The organism is Micromonospora sp. NPDC048999, assembly GCF_040649295.1.
In the GTDB taxonomy this organism is placed as follows: Bacteria; Actinomycetota; Actinomycetes; order Mycobacteriales; family Micromonosporaceae; genus Micromonospora.
The window spans coordinates 623,623-639,572 of the sequence record NZ_JBEZFI010000001.1; the positions used below are offsets into that span (position 1 = coordinate 623,623).

The 15,950-nt window shown below is 70.1% G+C and carries 16 protein-coding genes, 1 tRNA gene, 1 pseudogene and 1 riboswitch; of the genes and pseudogenes, 7 read left to right on the forward strand and 11 right to left on the reverse strand.

The annotated features are described in order from the left end of the window. Nucleotides 1-7 precede the first annotated feature (7 nt). The 3 genes from AB0C02_RS03020 to AB0C02_RS03030 all read right to left on the reverse strand — a co-directional run bounded on the left by AB0C02_RS03020 (nt 8) and on the right by AB0C02_RS03030 (nt 2,991). A complete protein-coding gene (locus tag AB0C02_RS03020; protein ID WP_357540479.1) occupies nt 8-886 on the reverse strand; it encodes an LLM class flavin-dependent oxidoreductase in 879 nt (292 codons plus the stop codon). 49 nt (nt 887-935) lie between these two features. Further along, entirely contained in the window at nt 936-1,988 is a 1,053-nt protein-coding gene (locus tag AB0C02_RS03025) for a MerR family transcriptional regulator (protein ID WP_357541010.1), read from the reverse strand. Between the two features lie 109 nt (nt 1,989-2,097). Continuing rightward, complete coding sequence (locus tag AB0C02_RS03030) at nt 2,098-2,991, reverse strand: LysR family transcriptional regulator (protein ID WP_357541012.1); 894 nt, start codon at nt 2,989-2,991, stop codon at nt 2,098-2,100. Between the two features lie 110 nt (nt 2,992-3,101). Between AB0C02_RS03030 and AB0C02_RS03035 the strand changes: the two genes are divergently transcribed. The 4 genes from AB0C02_RS03035 to AB0C02_RS03050 are packed head-to-tail and all read left to right on the forward strand — an operon-like array spanning nt 3,102 to nt 4,825. Further along, a complete protein-coding gene (locus AB0C02_RS03035) occupies nt 3,102-3,458 on the forward strand; it encodes a DUF1801 domain-containing protein (RefSeq protein WP_357540481.1) in 357 nt (118 codons plus the stop codon). Further along, a complete protein-coding gene (locus AB0C02_RS03040; protein ID WP_357540483.1) occupies nt 3,455-3,844 on the forward strand; it encodes a VOC family protein in 390 nt (129 codons plus the stop codon). The genes AB0C02_RS03035 and AB0C02_RS03040 overlap by 4 nt, the downstream gene beginning before the upstream one ends. 28 nt (nt 3,845-3,872) lie before the next feature. After that, a complete protein-coding gene (locus AB0C02_RS03045) occupies nt 3,873-4,430 on the forward strand; it encodes a GNAT family N-acetyltransferase (RefSeq protein WP_357540485.1) in 558 nt (185 codons plus the stop codon). Beyond that, nucleotides 4,400-4,825 carry a hypothetical protein gene (locus AB0C02_RS03050; RefSeq protein ID WP_357540487.1) on the forward strand — a complete coding sequence of 142 codons (426 nt, stop codon included), beginning with the start codon at nt 4,400-4,402 and terminating at the stop codon, nt 4,823-4,825. Before AB0C02_RS03045 ends, AB0C02_RS03050 begins: the two co-directional genes overlap by 31 nt. A gap of 64 nt (nt 4,826-4,889) precedes the next feature. Here the strand turns inward: AB0C02_RS03050 and AB0C02_RS03055 are convergent, their stop codons facing one another. Beyond that, nucleotides 4,890-5,369, reverse strand: coding sequence for a GNAT family N-acetyltransferase (locus tag AB0C02_RS03055; protein WP_357540489.1), 480 nt, complete (start codon nt 5,367-5,369; stop codon nt 4,890-4,892). A 268-nt stretch (nt 5,370-5,637) separates the two neighbouring features. Beyond that, nucleotides 5,638-6,093: a hypothetical protein gene (locus tag AB0C02_RS03060; protein WP_357540490.1), complete on the reverse strand. Its 456-nt coding sequence runs from the start codon at nt 6,091-6,093 to the stop codon at nt 5,638-5,640. A 215-nt stretch (nt 6,094-6,308) separates the two neighbouring features. Here AB0C02_RS03060 and AB0C02_RS03065 point away from each other — a divergent pair. Then, nucleotides 6,309-6,670, forward strand: a pseudogene (locus tag AB0C02_RS03065) (tyrosine-type recombinase/integrase); the annotation flags it as partial. Nucleotides 6,671-6,762: 92 nt separating this feature from the next. Here AB0C02_RS03065 and AB0C02_RS03070 read toward each other — a convergent pair. Then, a tRNA-Gly gene (locus AB0C02_RS03070) sits at nt 6,763-6,836 on the reverse strand. A gap of 121 nt (nt 6,837-6,957) precedes the next feature. Then, a complete protein-coding gene (locus AB0C02_RS03075; protein ID WP_357540492.1) occupies nt 6,958-7,506 on the reverse strand; it encodes a pyridoxamine 5'-phosphate oxidase family protein in 549 nt (182 codons plus the stop codon). 78 nt (nt 7,507-7,584) lie between these two features. On the opposite strand from AB0C02_RS03075, the gene dcd reads away from it, so the two are divergent. Beyond that, on the forward strand, nt 7,585-8,163 hold the full coding sequence (dcd, locus tag AB0C02_RS03080) for a dCTP deaminase (protein WP_357540494.1): 579 nt from the start codon (nt 7,585-7,587) through the stop codon (nt 8,161-8,163). A 45-nt stretch (nt 8,164-8,208) separates the two neighbouring features. Here dcd and AB0C02_RS03085 read toward each other — a convergent pair whose 3' ends face one another. Beyond that, a complete protein-coding gene (locus tag AB0C02_RS03085; RefSeq protein WP_357540496.1) occupies nt 8,209-9,120 on the reverse strand; it encodes an NlpC/P60 family protein in 912 nt (303 codons plus the stop codon). Between the two features lie 135 nt (nt 9,121-9,255). Beyond that, nucleotides 9,256-9,393, reverse strand: a riboswitch (cyclic di-AMP (ydaO/yuaA leader). Between the two features lie 235 nt (nt 9,394-9,628). Here AB0C02_RS03085 and AB0C02_RS03090 point away from each other — a divergent pair. Further along, the gene (locus AB0C02_RS03090) at nt 9,629-11,665 is read left to right on the forward strand and encodes an N-acetylmuramoyl-L-alanine amidase (RefSeq protein WP_357540498.1); all 2,037 of its coding nucleotides are present in this window, start codon (nt 9,629-9,631) and stop codon (nt 11,663-11,665) included. Nucleotides 11,666-11,750: 85 nt separating this feature from the next. On the opposite strand, the gene AB0C02_RS03095 is transcribed toward AB0C02_RS03090, so the two are convergent. The 3 genes from AB0C02_RS03095 to AB0C02_RS03105 all read right to left on the reverse strand — a co-directional run bounded on the left by AB0C02_RS03095 (nt 11,751) and on the right by AB0C02_RS03105 (nt 15,906). Next, entirely contained in the window at nt 11,751-12,764 is a 1,014-nt protein-coding gene (locus AB0C02_RS03095) for an NlpC/P60 family protein (RefSeq protein WP_357540500.1), read from the reverse strand. Nucleotides 12,765-13,074: 310 nt separating this feature from the next. Further along, entirely contained in the window at nt 13,075-15,276 is a 2,202-nt protein-coding gene (locus AB0C02_RS03100; protein WP_357540502.1) for a (Fe-S)-binding protein, read from the reverse strand. Between the two features lie 366 nt (nt 15,277-15,642). Then, a complete protein-coding gene (locus AB0C02_RS03105; RefSeq protein WP_155329525.1) occupies nt 15,643-15,906 on the reverse strand; it encodes a cell division protein CrgA in 264 nt (87 codons plus the stop codon). Nucleotides 15,907-15,950 lie beyond the last annotated feature (44 nt).

Genomic DNA, 15,950 nt, shown 5'->3' on the forward strand with positions numbered 1-15,950 from the left:
TTAAGGATCAGAGCCGCCGCAGCTCGGGCAGCAGGTCCACCGCCGTCGCCAGCACCGCCTCGTCGCCGGCGTACCAGCTACTGGCCCGGGGCCAGTGCGTGACCACGTCGGTGAAGCCGAGCCGGGCGGCCCGCGCGACCTGCTCGGCGAAGAAGTCCACGCTGGTGAGCGAGAAAATCGGCGCTGAGTCGAGCGACAGGTAGCGGTCCAGGGTGGCCGGATCGCGGCCCGCCCGGTCCAGGACCACCTCCATCCGGGCGGCGAGATCCTCGACGGACGACCACCAGGTCTCCAGGTCGTCGCCGCCGAGGCCGGTAGTCACCCACCCCTGCCCGAACCGGGCCGCCAGCCGCATCGACCGAGGCCCGTTCGCGGCCATCACGAACGGCACCCGAGGCCGCTGTACGCAGCCGGGGTTGTTCCGGGCGTCCACCGTGGCGAACCATTCACCCCGCCAGGTGGTCCCGTCCTCGCGCAAAATCAGGTCCAGCAACTCGGTGAACTCGGCGAACCGGTCGACCCGCTGCCTCGGCGGCAGGGTCTCCCCGCCCAGCACCGTGGCGTCGAAGCCGATGCCGCCCGCGCCGAGGCCGAGCAGCACCCGGCCGTCGGAGACGTCGTCCAACGCGGTCACCTGCCGGGCGAACGCCGCCGGGTGCCGGAAGTTGGGCGAGGCGACCAGCGTGCCCAGGCGAATCCGCGAGGTGACCGTGGCGGCGGCGGTCAACGTGGTCATCGAGTCGAACCAGGGACCGTCGACCAGGTCACGCCAGCCCAGGTGGTCGTACGTCCAGGCGTGGTCGAAGCCCCAGTCTTCCGCCTGCCGCCAGCGCCGCCGCGAGTCCGACCAACGCTGATCGGGAAGGATCACGATGCCAATCCGCATGATCGCCAGCGTACGGCCCGGACCGGTCGCGCCGGCCCGGGCCGGCGCGCTACGCCGACACCACGTCGGCCACCACACAGGCGAGATTGTCCGGCGCGCCCTCGGCGTACGCGAGGTCGACCAGGCGCCCGACGGCGGTCTCCGGGTCGGCGGCGGCGAGCGCGGCGTGCAGCGCCTCCTGCCCGACCACGGCGGAGAGCCCGTCGGAGCAGAGCAGGTAGCGGTCGCCGACCAGGGCGGTACGCAGCGCCAGGTCGGCCTCGACCTGGGCACCGCCCCCGAGCGCCCGCACCAGCAGGGCTCGCCGTGGATGGGTGGCCGCCTCGGCCGGGCTGAGCCGGCCCTGGTCGACCAGCGACTGCACGTACGTGTGGTCCTGGGTCAGCCGGAACAGCTCGCCCCCACGCAGCAGGTACGCCCGGGTGTCCCCGACGTGCAGCAGGGCCAGCTGCGACCCTCGGCGCAGGATCGCGGTGAGAGTGGTCACCGGCTGGTGCCCCTCGGTGGCGGCGGCGCGTACCGTGCGGTCGGCCGACGTCACCGCCCCGGCCAGCGTGGCGAGCAGCTCGGCGGCCGGCGCGTCGGCCAGCTCCAGCGGCCGGAGCGCCTCGACGGCGGCGGCACTGGCGGCGGCGCCACCCGGGCCGCGCATGCCGTCGGCCACGGCGAGCAGGTTCGCGCTGGCGTACGCGGTGTCCTCGTTGGTGTCCCGTACGGCACCGGTCTCGCAGCGGACGGCGTAGCGGAAAATGGTCTCGGACATGGTGCACTTCCTCTCGGCGAGCTGGTCGACGAGGAGCGCGACGACGCGACCACGGGCCGCCGTGTCCGCGCTGACCCGGTGCCACCAGGCATCGACCGCCTCGGCTGCCGCGCCCGGCGGCAGGCCGCAGACGGCCCGGATCTCCGCAAGCGGCATCCCGGCCCGGCGCAGCGTGGCGATCAGCCGGGCCCGGTCGAGCTGACCCGGCTCGTAGTACCGGTAGCCCGAGTGCGGGTCGACGGCGGCGGGCGACAGCAACCCCAGCTCGGCGTAGAGCCGTAGCGCCTTTGGCGTGAGTCGCGCCGCGCGGGCGAACACCCCGATGGTCAGCAGCTCCACGGACGCGTCCTCCTCGTGCCGGTCACGCTCCTCGTGCCGGTCACCGCGACCGGCACGGACCACGCTCGGCCCTGTCCCAGGGGCAGGGTCAAGGCGGTTCACGGCTGCGTCAGGCCGCCGGGGAGCCGTTGGCGTCGACCGCGGCGCGGACGAACTCGCGTACCCGGGCGGTGGTGTTGCTGGCCAGCCAAACCGGCCCACGATGGATCGGCGGCGCGTCGTGGATCGGCACGTACGCCAGGTCGGGCCGGGGGTGGTAGCGCCGGGTCTGCTCGCCCACCGGCAGCACCCCCCGGCCCAGCGCCACCAGTGCCAGCAACTCGGGGAACGTGTTGCCTACCGGGCCCTTCGGCACCGGCCGACCCGACGGGGTCCGCTCCGGAGTGCGGTCCCGTTTGAACTCCGCCGAGGTCACCGCCGGGTACTGCACCACCGGATGCTCGGCCAGCACCTCCAGCGACACCGACTCCTCGCCGGCCAACGGATGGTCCGCGGCCACCGCGAGGACGCGCTGCTCGCTCAGCAGCGCCGGGCCGTTCGCCATGCCGTCGAACGGGTACGACGCGATGAGCACGTCGATCGTGCCGTCCCGCAGGCTCGACCGGGTGGTGGCCAGCGGCGCCTCCTGGACGTGCACCACGCACTCCGGATGGCGCTCGGAAAACAGGGTGACGGCGCGGAGCAACACCGGCACGGTCCACTCACCGACGAACGCCACCCGCAACTCCCCGGCGAGCCCCCGCCCAGCCTCCACGGCACGCCGAACGGCGTCCTCCATCCCGGCCACCAGCGGACGCAGGTCGTCGGCGAGGCGTACGCCGATCGGGGTGAGCCGGACGACCCGGCTGGTGCGCTCGAACAGCGGCGCACCTATCCGACGTTCCAGCTTGCGTACCACGTGACTGATCCGCCCGGTGGTCGCCCGCAACCGTTCGGCGGTACGCCCGAAGTGCAGCTCCTCGACCAGGGTCAGGAACGTCTCGACCTCGTACCGCTCCAGCACGCCGACCCCCATCGTTGAATCCGGGTCAACGATCGTAGTCCGATCGTGGCTTGGTCGGCGGCGGCGCCGAGGCCAGGGTGGAAGGCGACTCCCTTGAGGAAAGGAACCCGATGGACGCCGTCACCGACTACCTCGCTGGCCTCGACGCCCCACTGCGCGAGGTCGGCGAGAAACTCCGCACCGTCATCGACGCCGCACTGCCGGAGGCCGCTTCCGCGATGTGGCACGGCCACCCGGTGTGGGGCCTTGGGGACCGCCCCGGGCGCACGCCGGTCTGCCTGGTCAAGGCGTACACCTCGTACGTCACCTTCGGGCTGTGGCGGGGGCAGGATGTCGACGACGCCTCCGGCCGGCTCGTAGCGGGCGCGCGGCGGATGGCCTCGGTCAAGCTGCGCGCCGTCGACGAGATCGACCCGGACCTGTTCACCCGCTGGCTCCGGCAGGCGTACAACCTGGAGGCGCGATGAGCGCGGTGCGGGTAACGGGCTTCGACCACCTGGTCCTCACCGTCACCGACGTGGAACGGTCCCTCGACTTCTACTGCGGCACCCTGGGCCTGCCGCCGGTGCGGGTCGACCGTTGGCGGGCCGGCGAGGCGCCCTTCCCATCGGTACGCGTGAGCCCGGAGACCATCATCGACCTGGTATGCGGCGAGCCGGGCGGATCGAACGTCGACCACTTCTGCCTGGTGGTGGAGCCGCTCGACTGGCAGCAGGTGATCGACTCCGGGGTGTTCACCGTGTTGACCGGGCCGGTGCCGCGCTTCGGCGCGCGGGGCAACGCCACCTCGATCTACGTACGCGACCCGGACGGCAATACCGTCGAGCTGCGCTGGTATCCCGAGGACGCGTAGCGGGCGGGGGCGTTGCTAGCGTGGCGTGATGCCCGAACTGCAGCGGCTCGACGCCCGTCACGCGCCCGCGCTGCTGCGCTTCGAGCGGGAGAACCGGGCGTACTTCGCGCGATTCGTGCCGGACCGTGGCGACGGCTACTTCGCTGGGTTCGCCGCCCGCCATGCGGAACTGCTCGCGGAGCAGGCTGCCGGCGGGTGCCACTTCCATGTCCTGATCGACGACGACGGTGCCGTGCTGGGGCGGTTCAACCTGGTCGACGTCGCCGACGGCAGCGCCGATCTGGGCTATCGGGTCGCCGAGCGGGCGACCGGGCGGGGCTTGGCGCAGGACGGCGTACGCCGAGTCTGCGACCTGGCCCGCGACGAGTACAGGCTGCGCCAGTTGGTCGCGTCGGCGGCGCTGGCGAACCGAGGCTCGCTCGCGGTGCTGCGGCGCACCGGGTTCGTACCCGTCGGCGAGGTGTTGCTCGACGGACAGCCCGGCCTACGGCACGTCCGTGACCTGGCGGCCGTGAACGGTGAAGGCGTCGGCACCGACTGGCAGGATCCCGCTACATGGCCCCTCTGCCCAAACCCGACGACCTGACGTCGCTGGTCCTGCGTGTCGACTTCGCCGAAGGCGCGGCCTGGGAGGCGCTGAAGGCTGCCATTATCGCGGGCGACCCTTACGACAACGCGGTTTTCGTCAGCGACCCGCGCTACGACGGGGTGAGTACCCAGTCCCTGGTCGAGGCGGATGCCAACGCGGCCGACGACGACAAGGTGTTCTACCTGTTCCTCGCCGATGCCACCACGATGGTTGACGACGAACATCTGCTGCTCGCCGTCGACCTGCACGACGAGCCGGGCCGCACCTTCCGGCTACCACCCCGCTGGTACGCCGAGGTCTCGGCCAATCTCTGCATCGCGAACATGGACTTCGCCGAGTACGCAGACTCCGTCGACGCCTCCGGCGTGTTCCGAGGCTTTGGGGATACCTGAACGTCCACGGGCGCGGGGCGTGTCGCGGGCGAGGGGCACCCTCCTTGAGACCGAGATCAACTCACTACAGGCGTTTCGCCATCTGTTGGGTCATGACCTCGTAGCCGCAGGTCTGGTACAGCGAGATCGCAGCATCGTTGCGGCCGAATACGTTAAGCCCGAGCCGCGTAGCACCCGCCTCCCGTGCCACCGCCTCTACGGCCGCGAGGATCGCTCTCCCGTAGCCGGATCGCCGGTAGCGCTCTTCCACGCTGATGTCGTAGAGCCACGCAGTGTCGGTTGCCCTGGTTCGTGGCTCGTCCAGCCCGACCCACGCGTAGCCGACGACTTGGCCCGTGGCGTTCTCGGCTACCAGAAGGCGGTGGCGTTCCGTCGCCAAGCCGTCGGGCAGAAACTGGGCTCGATCCTGTCGCGCCTTCTCCGTCGCGGCCTCGGCCGGCATGATCTCGGCGAGGGCTTGGACGTACTCCACCTCCTGTCGCGTCGTGTAGTCCTCGTACTCGTCTTCACGCATCGGGCGCAGGGTGACTGCGGGAGAGTTCACCCGGACATGATGGCGAGCACCGTTCCGGGAAAGCGAGCGGCTTTCTCATCTGGGCGTACGTCCATACAAGGTCAAGCCCGTGGGAGCACCGAAGGCCCTGACCGGACCCGCGTCCCGATCAGGTCGACACGACCTCACGTCGCAGGCTAGCCCTTCCGGCGGGTCCCCTGCAGCGGCTCGGGAAGAGCTGACGGGTGCGGGCGGCGTCCCGTGGGTCGTCCGCCCGCACCGGCGCGCGGTGCCCGCCCTTAGCGGTCACCGCGGCCGCTCAGCAGCCCTGGGCGCTGGTGTAGATCCGGTACTGAGTGCCGTTCCAGACAAGCCCGCCGTCCGCCCCCACGCAGCTGTTCGCGGTGCCGGTGAGGCCGACCGGGCCGGCGTAGTACGAGTAGTCATTGTCGTCCACCTTGGACGACGCGGCGCCCGTGCAGGTCCCATTCTTAACGGTCTCATAGCAACGGACTAGCTGCACCCAGGTATGGGCGGTCTTCCCATACGTCGCACCGAGGTGGTTGACGCAGGCGCTGTTGGTGCCGCCGTTCGTGCTGTTGTAGTAGATGACCAACTCCATCACCGGGTTACTCGCTGGCAACGCCTTGCGGTAGGTGATCGTCCCCGAACATGAGATGGCGGCCTGCGACGGCGCCTCGGTGATCACCTGCACCGTGGCGAACGACGCGGCCAGCGCGGCGACCGACGCTAGCACCTTGCGGGTGAGATTCATGCTTTCCTGCTCCCTCCTGGACGCCCGTTGGTGACCGCCCCGGAACTTTTTGGTACGGCAGCCGCCGTTTGAGATCTTGCTGTTGAACCGGGGTGGACGCGAGACGGGCATCGCATGATCGTCTATCCGATGCGGACAGTACACCCAGATCGATCTTGCGGTGGTCCCTTGGCACATGCGTAGCCGTTGCTCGGTAGGAGCGTGTACTCGGCGGAAAGGCGTTCGTGTTCACCGGCGAGAGCGGCCGGAACCTCTCGCGCGGCAACTTCAACAAGCTGGTGAAGTGGTCCGAGGCGGTGGCCGACGTGGGCGTGCCCGGCCTGCACTTCCACGACCTGCGGCATACCAGCAACACGCTCGCATCGCGGGCACCGGGTGCGAGCCTGCGGGACATCATGGCCCGGATGGGCCACGACAGCCCACGGGCCGCGTTGATCTATCAGCACGCCACCGCGAGGCCGATCAAGGGATCGCCGATGCGATCGACAAGGCGGTGAAGGCGGCCAGGCGCAAGCCGAGCAAGCGCAATCCGAGGCGGGCCGCCGAGGGTGGCGGGCCGGCCGCCGAGGCGAGCTAATGGCCCGCTAATGGCCCACGGCCTGTTTCAGCTCCCCTGACAACGCGGAAGCCCTGGTTGGGACTCTCGTCCTGACCAGGGCTTTTGTGCGTTGGAGCGGGTGACGGGAATCGAACCCGCACTGTCAGCTTGGGAAGCTGATGTTCTGCCATTGAACTACACCCGCAGGCGGCACCACTGTACCTGAGGTCACCGCTGTCGTGCATCCAGGTACCCCGGCGAGCCTTTTGCCCCGTGCCGGTGCCGGTCCCGTTTGCCGACGGGACCGGCACCGGGCCTTGCGGGGCTCAGGCGGCCGGGCGGCGGGTGTCGAGGCCGTGACGACCATGCCGGGCCTCAGGTACGACAGTGACGGCCTGCCGGGCGGGGTCGGTCGCCTGCGGGTCGAGCCAGACCCGCACCTGCGGCCGGCCGGCGCCGAGGTAGGCCGCCTGGTCGCGCCGGGTCAGCATCGCCACGTCGACGTTGAACTCGAACAGCCGCCAGTCGACCTGGGGCGCGGCCCGACCGAGCGCGGCCACCCGGGCCACGGTGGCCGGGTCAGTCACCGGCCGGGCGCGGCCAGCGACGTACGCCTCGTCGTCGCTCTCCTCGGGCGGGAACGAGTGGAGCGCGTAGCGGCCGTCGCGTTCGAGGTCGCGGCGCTTGGGCGAATCGATGACGAAGCAGTAGAGCCCGTCGTCGGTGATGACCGGGGAGATCGGGTGGACCCGGGGGCCGCCGTCGGCGCGGACCGTGGCGAGGTAGCCGAAACCCGGCCCGTACTGCTGCAGGAGAAGGCGGATCTCGTCGGCGAGTCGGGGCTCGTCGGCGGCGAATTCGGACCAGGAAGCCATGCGGACATTCTATCGAACACGTGTACGAGGATGCAGTCCGACACGCAGGTCACTCGTACCGGTCGCTATGGTGTTCCGATGCTGCTCTCCGACCGCGACCTGGTCTCCGAGATCGAGTCGGGCACGCTCGCGCTGGAGCCCTTCGAGCCCGCGCTGGTGCAGCCGTCCAGCATCGACGTACGCCTGGACCGGCTCTTCCGGGTCTTCAACAACCATCTCTACACCCATATCGACCCGGCCGCGCAGCAGGACGACCTCACCTCGATGGTGGAGGTGCCCGAGGGCGAGCCGTTCGTGCTGCACCCGGGCGAGTTCGTGCTCGCCTCCACGCTTGAGGTGATCTCGCTCGGCGACCAACTCGCCGGGCGCCTGGAAGGCAAGTCGTCGCTCGGGCGGCTCGGGCTGCTCACCCACTCGACCGCCGGCTTCATCGACCCGGGCTTCTCCGGGCACGTCACGCTGGAGCTCTCCAACGTGGCGAACCTGCCGATCACCCTCTGGCCCGGCATGAAGATCGGCCAGCTCTGCATCTTCCGGCTCTCCTCGCCGGCCGAGCACCCGTACGGCTCGGCGGTCTACGGCTCGCGCTACCAGGGGCAGCGTGGCCCGACCCCGAGCCGGTCCTGGCAGAACTGGCGGACCTGGCCGACCCGCTGAACACCGAGCAGGGGCCCCCGCGACGCGGGAGCCCCTGCAAACCGGTCAGCCCGGGCGGCCGTAGCTGTTGATCTGGCCGTCGTCGACGCGTTTCATCGTGATCGGTTTGCCCGACTCGGAGGCGTGCACCACCCAGCCGTCGCCGACGTACATCGCGACGTGGTGTATGTCGCTGTAGTAGAAGACCAGGTCACCGGGGCGCAGCTCGGCGCGGCTGACCCGCTGGGTGACGTCGTGCTGCTGCCGGGCGTTGTGCGGCAGTGAGACGCCGGCCTTGGCCCAGGCCGCCATCGTCAGACCGGAGCAGTCGTAGTGGTCGGGGCCGGCGGCCCCCCAGACGTAGATCTTGCCGATCTGGGCGCAGGCGAACTTGACCGCCACCCCGGCGGGGCCACCCGGGTAACCGGCGGGGCAGGGCGCCGGGCGCAGCGGGCCGCCGCCACCGTTGCCGTACACCTTGAGCCGTAGCTTCTGCAGCCGGGCGATCTCCGCGTCGATCTGCTTCTTCCGGGCCGCGAGCTGGGCCTCGGTCCGGGCCAGCTGGGCGATCATGTCGTCCAGCGACTTCTTCTTCGCGGCCAACTGGTCGCGCAGGTCGGCCACGGCCTGCACCTGCTGCTGCTGGCGGTACGCGAAGCGGTCGAGCAGTTCCAGGCTGTCGACCAGCTCACCGGGCGACCGGCTGCCCAGCAGCGCGTTGACGGTGGAGATGGTGTCGCCCTTGTACGCGTCGGCGGCGAGACCGCCGACCTGCCGGAGGGCCTGGTCGACCTGGGCCTGCAACGGGGCGATCTGCTTGGCCAGCGTGGCGGCCTGCTTGCGCTTGGCGGCGAGGTCCTCGCGGGTGGCGTTGACCTGCTCGATGATCGGTTCGAGCTTGTTCCAGTCCTGGTCGATCTGGCGCTCGATCTCGGTGACGGATGGTTCGGCGTGTGCCGCCGTGGCGCCACCGGTCAAGACGACGGCGGTGCCGGCCAGTGCGGCGAGGGCGGTGGTTAAGCGGGACCAGCGTGAACGCGGCGCAGCCGCCGACCGGTCGACCGACCGGACCGACGGTGGCCGCGGGGCATGGTGTGCCACCGGGCTCCGTACTCCTTCTTCCCTGACCGCCTACCGGGTTAGCTGACGGGTTCGGGCGGGAAGGGAGTCGCCCTACCGCACCGCGGTGCGGATTCACCCCAGGTACCTGGTTCCCCGGCTCGCCCGGAGGCGACTCGGCGGTGTCGGACCGTCACCGCCCGGGTTGGACGGTGGACCTACGGTCGACGACTGACCAGAGTAGGGACCGTCGTTATCGATCCGCAACCCGCGACGCCGTGACACACCGTACGCGAATTTCCAACCACGATCGGATGCGGTGAAGGTTTCCTTCGGGTCGCATCGTTATTCGGAAAGGTGTTGACCAGAACCCAGGTACGGAGTGAGGGTGAACCAGCAGTGACCCCGATCTCTATCTGGAGGTTCGATGCACCTCACAGCCCTGCCGTCGCGCAGACGGATGCTGCTGGCCGCCGCCGTCGCGGCGGCCACCGCTCTCGCGACCAGCGGTCCCACCGCGGCGGCGCCCCCCGCCGGTGGAAACAGCGACAGCCAGAACCGCCAGCAGCAGTACGCCGCAGCGGCAGCCGAGTACGGCGTGCCGCAGGGCGTGCTGCTCGGCGTCTCGTACCTGGAATCCCGTTGGGACACCCACCCGGGCCAGCCCAGCACCAGCGGCGGCTACGGCCCGATGCACCTGACCGACGCCGCGCAGGTCGCCTCGACGCCGTCCAGTTCCCACGTCGACGAAAACGAGGACCCCCGGGGCGACGAGTCCCGGCCGCTCTCCCTCGACCCGGCGATTGCGGCCCAGCCGAGCGGCGACGCACTGCCGCAGGCGTCGCTGCAGACCCTCGACGCCGCCGCCGACCTCACCGGCGAGTCGAAGGAGACGCTGCGCACCGACGCCGACGCCAACATCCGGGGCGGGGCGGCGCTGCTCGCGTCGTACCAGCGGGAGCTGGGTGGGCCGGTCGGCGCGGGCAGCGACCCGGCGGCCTGGTACGGCGCGGTGGCCCGGTATTCCGGCGCGGACACCGAGGACGCCGCGGCGGCCTTCGCCGACGAGGTGTACGACCAGCTCGGCCAGGGTGCCAGCCGGACCACCGACGACGGCCAGCGGGTAACCCTCGCCGCCACGACGGTGAAGCCGGACGAGTCCGGGCTGCACAAGCTCGGGCTGCGCCGCGCCGAGCGGCCGGACGGCCTGGAGTGCCCGGTCCGGCTGGCCTGCGAGTGGATCCCCGCGCCGTACGCGAAGCTCAGCGCGGACCCGGGCGACTACGGCAACTACGACGTCGGCAACCGGCCGGCCCAGCAGAAGATCGAGTACATCATCATCCACGACACCGAGGGCTACTTCGGTCCCAGCGTCGACCTCGTCAAGCGGGCCGACTACCTCGGCTGGCACTACACGCTGCGCTCGGTGGACGGCTACATCGCCCAGCACATCAAGGCGAAGAACGTCGGCTGGCACGCCGGCAACTGGTACGTCAACGCCAAGTCGATCGGCATCGAGCACGAGGGTTTCGCCGGCCACGGCACCTGGTACACCGAGGCGATGTACCGGACCTCGGCCAAGCTGGTCCGGCACCTGGCGCTGAGCTTCCAGATCCCGCTGGACCGGCAGCACATCCTGGGCCACGACAACGTCCCCGGCATCACCGCCGCAAATGTGGCCGGGATGCACTGGGACCCGGGCCCGTACTGGGACTGGTCGCACTACTTCGACCTGATGAAGGCGCCGTTCAAGGGCACCGGGACCCCGCACACCGGGCTGGTCACCATCGACCCGGACTACGCCACCAACCAGCCGGCCTTCACCGGCTGCAACCGGCAGCCCCCGGGCGTCCCGAATCCCCTGCCGCCGATCCAGCCCTGCCCGCTGCGCGGCTCCTCCTCGGTCATCCTGCGCACCGGCCCGAGCCCGACCGCGCCGCTGGTCAACGACCTGGGGCTGCAGCCGAACGGCCAGCCGAACACCATGTACATCTCCGACCACGGCGCCCGCGCCTCGGCCGGCCAGACGTACGCCCTCGCCGACCGGCAGGGCGACTGGACGGCGATCTGGTACCTCGGCCAGAAGGCGTGGTTCCACAACCCGGCCTCGGCGCCGACCGCGAAGTGGGCGAACGGCTTCGTGGTGACCCCCAAGCCGGGCAAGACCACCATCCCGGTGTACGGGCGGGCCTACCCGGAGCAGGTGGCCTACCCGTCCACGATTCCCTACCAGGCCATCTCCCCGCTGCAGTACACCTTCCCGGCGGGCCAGCGGTACGCGGTCGGCGGCGTCCTGCCGAGCGAGTACTACCGGGCCGTGTCGTTCGACGGCTCGGCGCCGGGTGACCGGACGATCGTCCGCGGCAAGATGCAGTACGTGCAGATCCAGTTCGGCCACCGGGTGATGTACGTCAACCTCGATGACGTGCAGATCCAGCCGGCGGCGGTCGGCGCTCCGCGCTGACCCTGGACGCGACGAAGGCCCCCGGTCTGGACCGGGGGCCTTCGTGCTGGTCGACAGGGTCAGCCGACAGAGTCAGCCGGCAGGGTCAGTAGGGCCGGCGGAAGCCGGCGACCGGCTGGTAGCTGATCTGCGCCACCTGCACCGGTTGCCCGGTCCGTGGCGCGTGCACCATCAGCCCGTTGCCGAGATAGAGCCCGACATGGTGCAGGTCGCTGTAGAAGAAGACCAGGTCACCGGGGCGCGCCTCGGCGCGGGAGACGGCCTTGCCCTCGTTCCACTGCGCGCCGGTGAAGTGGGTCAGGTAGATCCCCGCCGCCTTGTACGCGAACTGGGTGAGGCCGGAGCAGTCGAACGTGTTCGGGCCGGTGGCACCCCACACGTACCAGCTGCCGACCTTGCTGCAGGCGGTCCTGATGGCGGTCTGCGCGGCGGCGGCGATCACGCCGTCGATCTTCGGGCAGCCGTCGACCCGCACCGACGACTTCGGCAGCATCCCCTTCAGCCGCGTCATCTCAGCGTCGATGTGCTTCTTCTTGGCTGCCAGCTCGTCGCGCTGCTTGATCTGGGCGGCGATCAACGTGTCCAGCTTCTGCTTCTGCGCGTTGTACTTGTCGCGGATGGCGAGCACGCTCTCGACCTGCTTGCGCTGCTGCTGGGCCAGCCGGTCGAGGATGACGAGTTGCTCGGCGAGGGTACCCGGCTTGGTGCTCACCAGCAGGGCACCGATCTCCTGCGAGGGGCCGCTCATGTAGTAGTGGGCGGCGATGTCGCCGACCTTGTTCATCGCCAGGGCCGACTCCAGCTCCAGCGGCACCATCTTCTTTTCGAGATCCGCCGACTTCTTCTGGTTGACCTTGAGCTGGGCGCGAACCTTGTTGTAGCTCTCGATGGTGGGCTCGAGCTGTTCCCACTGCTTGTCGATCTGGGCGTCGATCTCGTCCACCGACGGCGGTGCCGCGTGCGCCGGCGCCGCCAGCAGCCCGGCGCCGACCGCGACGGCCGCGACCAGGGTGAGGAGACGGCGTACGACCCGGCGCGTTCCGATCGGTCGGAGCGGGGGATGGCTCGGGGCGTGACGATCAGGAGGCATGGTTGCCACCGGCACGGACTCCTTTTGCAACCGACCGCCGGGCGCCTCGGGTGAGGGAGGGTCGAGGCAGACGACCACAGCGGTCGGTGCCCCACCTTAGGGAAGGTGACCGGGTGGAATCAAGGCGACCGTTTACTCAGTCACGTACGCGCTATCACTCGCACACAAAGGGTATTCATTACCCTGTCAGCCATTGTCGTCAATTCGCCATCGGGGAGGGCAGGACCGCCACCACCACCGCCGGCTCCTGACCGCGACGGCGGTGGCACCTCGCGTGGGTGCCACCGCCGTCGCGGTTGCGCCGGTCCCGGCGTACGCCTCAGCCGGCGACCGGCTCGGCCTCCTTGTCACCGGCCGTGGCCTCCGGCTTGACCGAGCGGAGCAGCACGCTGGCCACGTCGACGACCTCGACCTGCTCGCCGGCGCCCTTGCCGTTGACCCCGTCGCTGAGCATCGTCGAGCAGAACGGGCAGCCGACCGCGATGGTCTTCGCCCCGGTGGACATGGCCTCCTCGACCCGGTCCACGTTGATCCGCTTGCCGATCTTCTCCTCCATCCACATCCGGGCACCGCCGGCGCCGCAGCAGAAGGAGCGCTCGCTGTTCCGCGGCATCTCGGTGATCTCGGCGGAACCGAGGGCGGCGCCGAGCACCTCGCGCGGCGGGGTGAAGACCCGGTTGTGCCGGCCCAGGTAGCAGGGGTCGTGGTAGGTCAGGCCGCCGTCGACCGGTTGCACCGGGGTGAGCTTGCCGGTGGCGACCAGGTGGGCCAGGAGCTGGGTGTGGTGCACCACCTCGAACTCGCCGCCGAGCTGGCCGTACTCGTTGCCCAGCGTGTTGAAGCAGTGCGGGCAGGTGGCGACGATCTTGCGCTTGCTCTTCTCCCGGCCCTCGAACGCCTCGTTCAGCGTCTCGACGTTCTGCTGGGCGAGCATCTGGAAGACGAACTCGTTGCCGATCCGGCGGGCCGGGTCACCGGTGCAGGTCTCACCCTCGCCGAGGATGGCGAAGGAGACGCCCGCCTCGTGCAGCAGCGTGGCGACCGCCCGGGTGGTCTTCTTGGCCCGGTCCTCGAACGCGCCGGCACAGCCGACCCAGAACAGGTACTCGAAGTCCTCGACCTCGCCGACCCGCGGCACCTCGAAGTCGAGGCCCTTGGTCCAGTCCTCGCGGGTGTTCTGCGGGGCGCCCCACGGGTTGCCCTTGTTCTCCAGGTTGCGCAGCATGACGCCGGCCTCGGAGGGGAAGCTCGACTCGATCAGCACCTGGTATCGGCGCATGTCGACGATGTGGTCGACGTGCTCGATGTCCACCGGGCACTGCTCGACGCAGGCGCCGCAGGTGGTGCACGACCAGAGCACGTCCGGGTCGATGACGCCACCCTCGGCGGCGGTGCCGATCAGCGGCCGGTCGGCCTCGGCCAGGGCCAGTACGTCGACGTTCGCGAGCTGCTCCTCGGTGGCCTTCTCCTCGCCGGTCAGGTCCTTGCCGCCGCCGGCGAGCAGGTAGGGCGCCTTGGCGTACGCGTGGTCCCGCAGGCTCAGCACGAGCAGCTTCGGCGACAGCGGCTTGCCGGTGTTCCAGGCCGGGCACTGCGACTGGCAGCGGCCACACTCGGTGCAGGTGCTGAAGTCGAGCAGGCCCTTCCAGGTGAACTGCTCGACCTGGGCGACGCCGAACTGATCCTTCTCCGGGTCGGCCTCCTCGAAGTCGAGCGGCTTGCCGTCGCTCATCATCGGCCGCAGCGCGCCGAGGCCGGAGCCAGCCGGCTTCTCCGGCTCCCGCTTGAAGAAGATGTTGGGGAACGCCAGGAAGCGGTGCCAGGCGACGCCCATGGTCACGTTCAGCGAGATCACGATGAGCCAGGTCATCGAGATGACGATCTTGACGAGGGCGGCGACGCTGACGCCGGCCGTCCAGGCCGGGAGCGCGCCGCCGAGGGCGTGGCTGACCGGGGTGGCCCAAGCCGGGTACGCGAACTGGTCGGTGGCGACCTTGAAGCCACGGATCAGGAACCCGAAGATCAGGACCAGCAGCACGACCCACTCGACGAAGTAGCCCTGCCACATGGTGGAGCCGGCGAACCGGGACCGCACGCCGGGCCGGGTGGGCCGGTTGCGCAGCCGAATCGCCATCAGCACCAGGATGCCGACCAGGCCGAGGACGCCGATGATCTCGGTGGCCAGGCCGAAGACCGTCCAGTGCCCGATGATCGGCAGTTCGCCGCCCGGCGTGACCACCTCGAAGTACGCCTCAAGCACCAGCAGCGACAGCACGATGAACGCGACCATCACGAACCAGTGCGCGGCGCCCACCACGCCCCACTTGAGCATGCGGGTGTGACCGGCGGTCTCCACCAGCATCTTCTTCGTGCGGGTGCCCTTGTCGGTGAACCGCTCCGGCGCCGGTTGCCCGAGCCGGATGACTGCCACCAGCTTCATGACCGCGCGTACCGCAAGCCCCACCGCCACGGCGGTGATGGCGGCCGCGAGGATCGTGGTGACGATCTGGACGCTGCCCATCGAGTTGGCCTCCCGGTCTGCTGCCTGGTCGAGCGGCTCGGCGACCGGGACCGGTTCAAGGCGCGGCCGGCGTTCCGCCGCTACCGCCCGCCCCGACCCGATCGGCCGATGACCTCGCTCCGCTCGGTCATGCAGTGCAGCCTACGCGCAATGTTACTCAGCAGTAACGTGAAGCATCTCGCACCCGGCCACGCCGCCCTGCCGACACCTTAGGTGGACCGGGCATGATACGGCGAGCAGGGGCGTGCAGGCGTGACGTACATCCGTGCCACCCGACCAGGTGGAACCGACCAGCGGCGGCCAACCGGGTGGAAACAGGCCGAGGGCCCGGCCCCCACGAGGAAACCGGGCCGGACGTCGACCGGGTCAGCGCCAGCGGGAAAGCAGGATCAGCGAGGCGACCATCGCGCCGAAGCCCACCGCGAGGTTCCAGTAACCCCACGACATGACCGGGTACTCCTGCTCGGAGAGGTAGTACACGACCAGCCAGCCGATCCCGACGACGATCAGCGCAACGGCGGTGATCGGTAGCCACACCGGGCTAGGCTTGCGCGTCGCCGCTGTGGCGGTCGGACGCACGTCCGTCGGGGGGGTGTACACCTTCTTCTTGCGGACCTGAGACTTGGGCACGGCGCTCTCCAGAGGGGGGTACGACCTCGTCCGGCCTGACAACC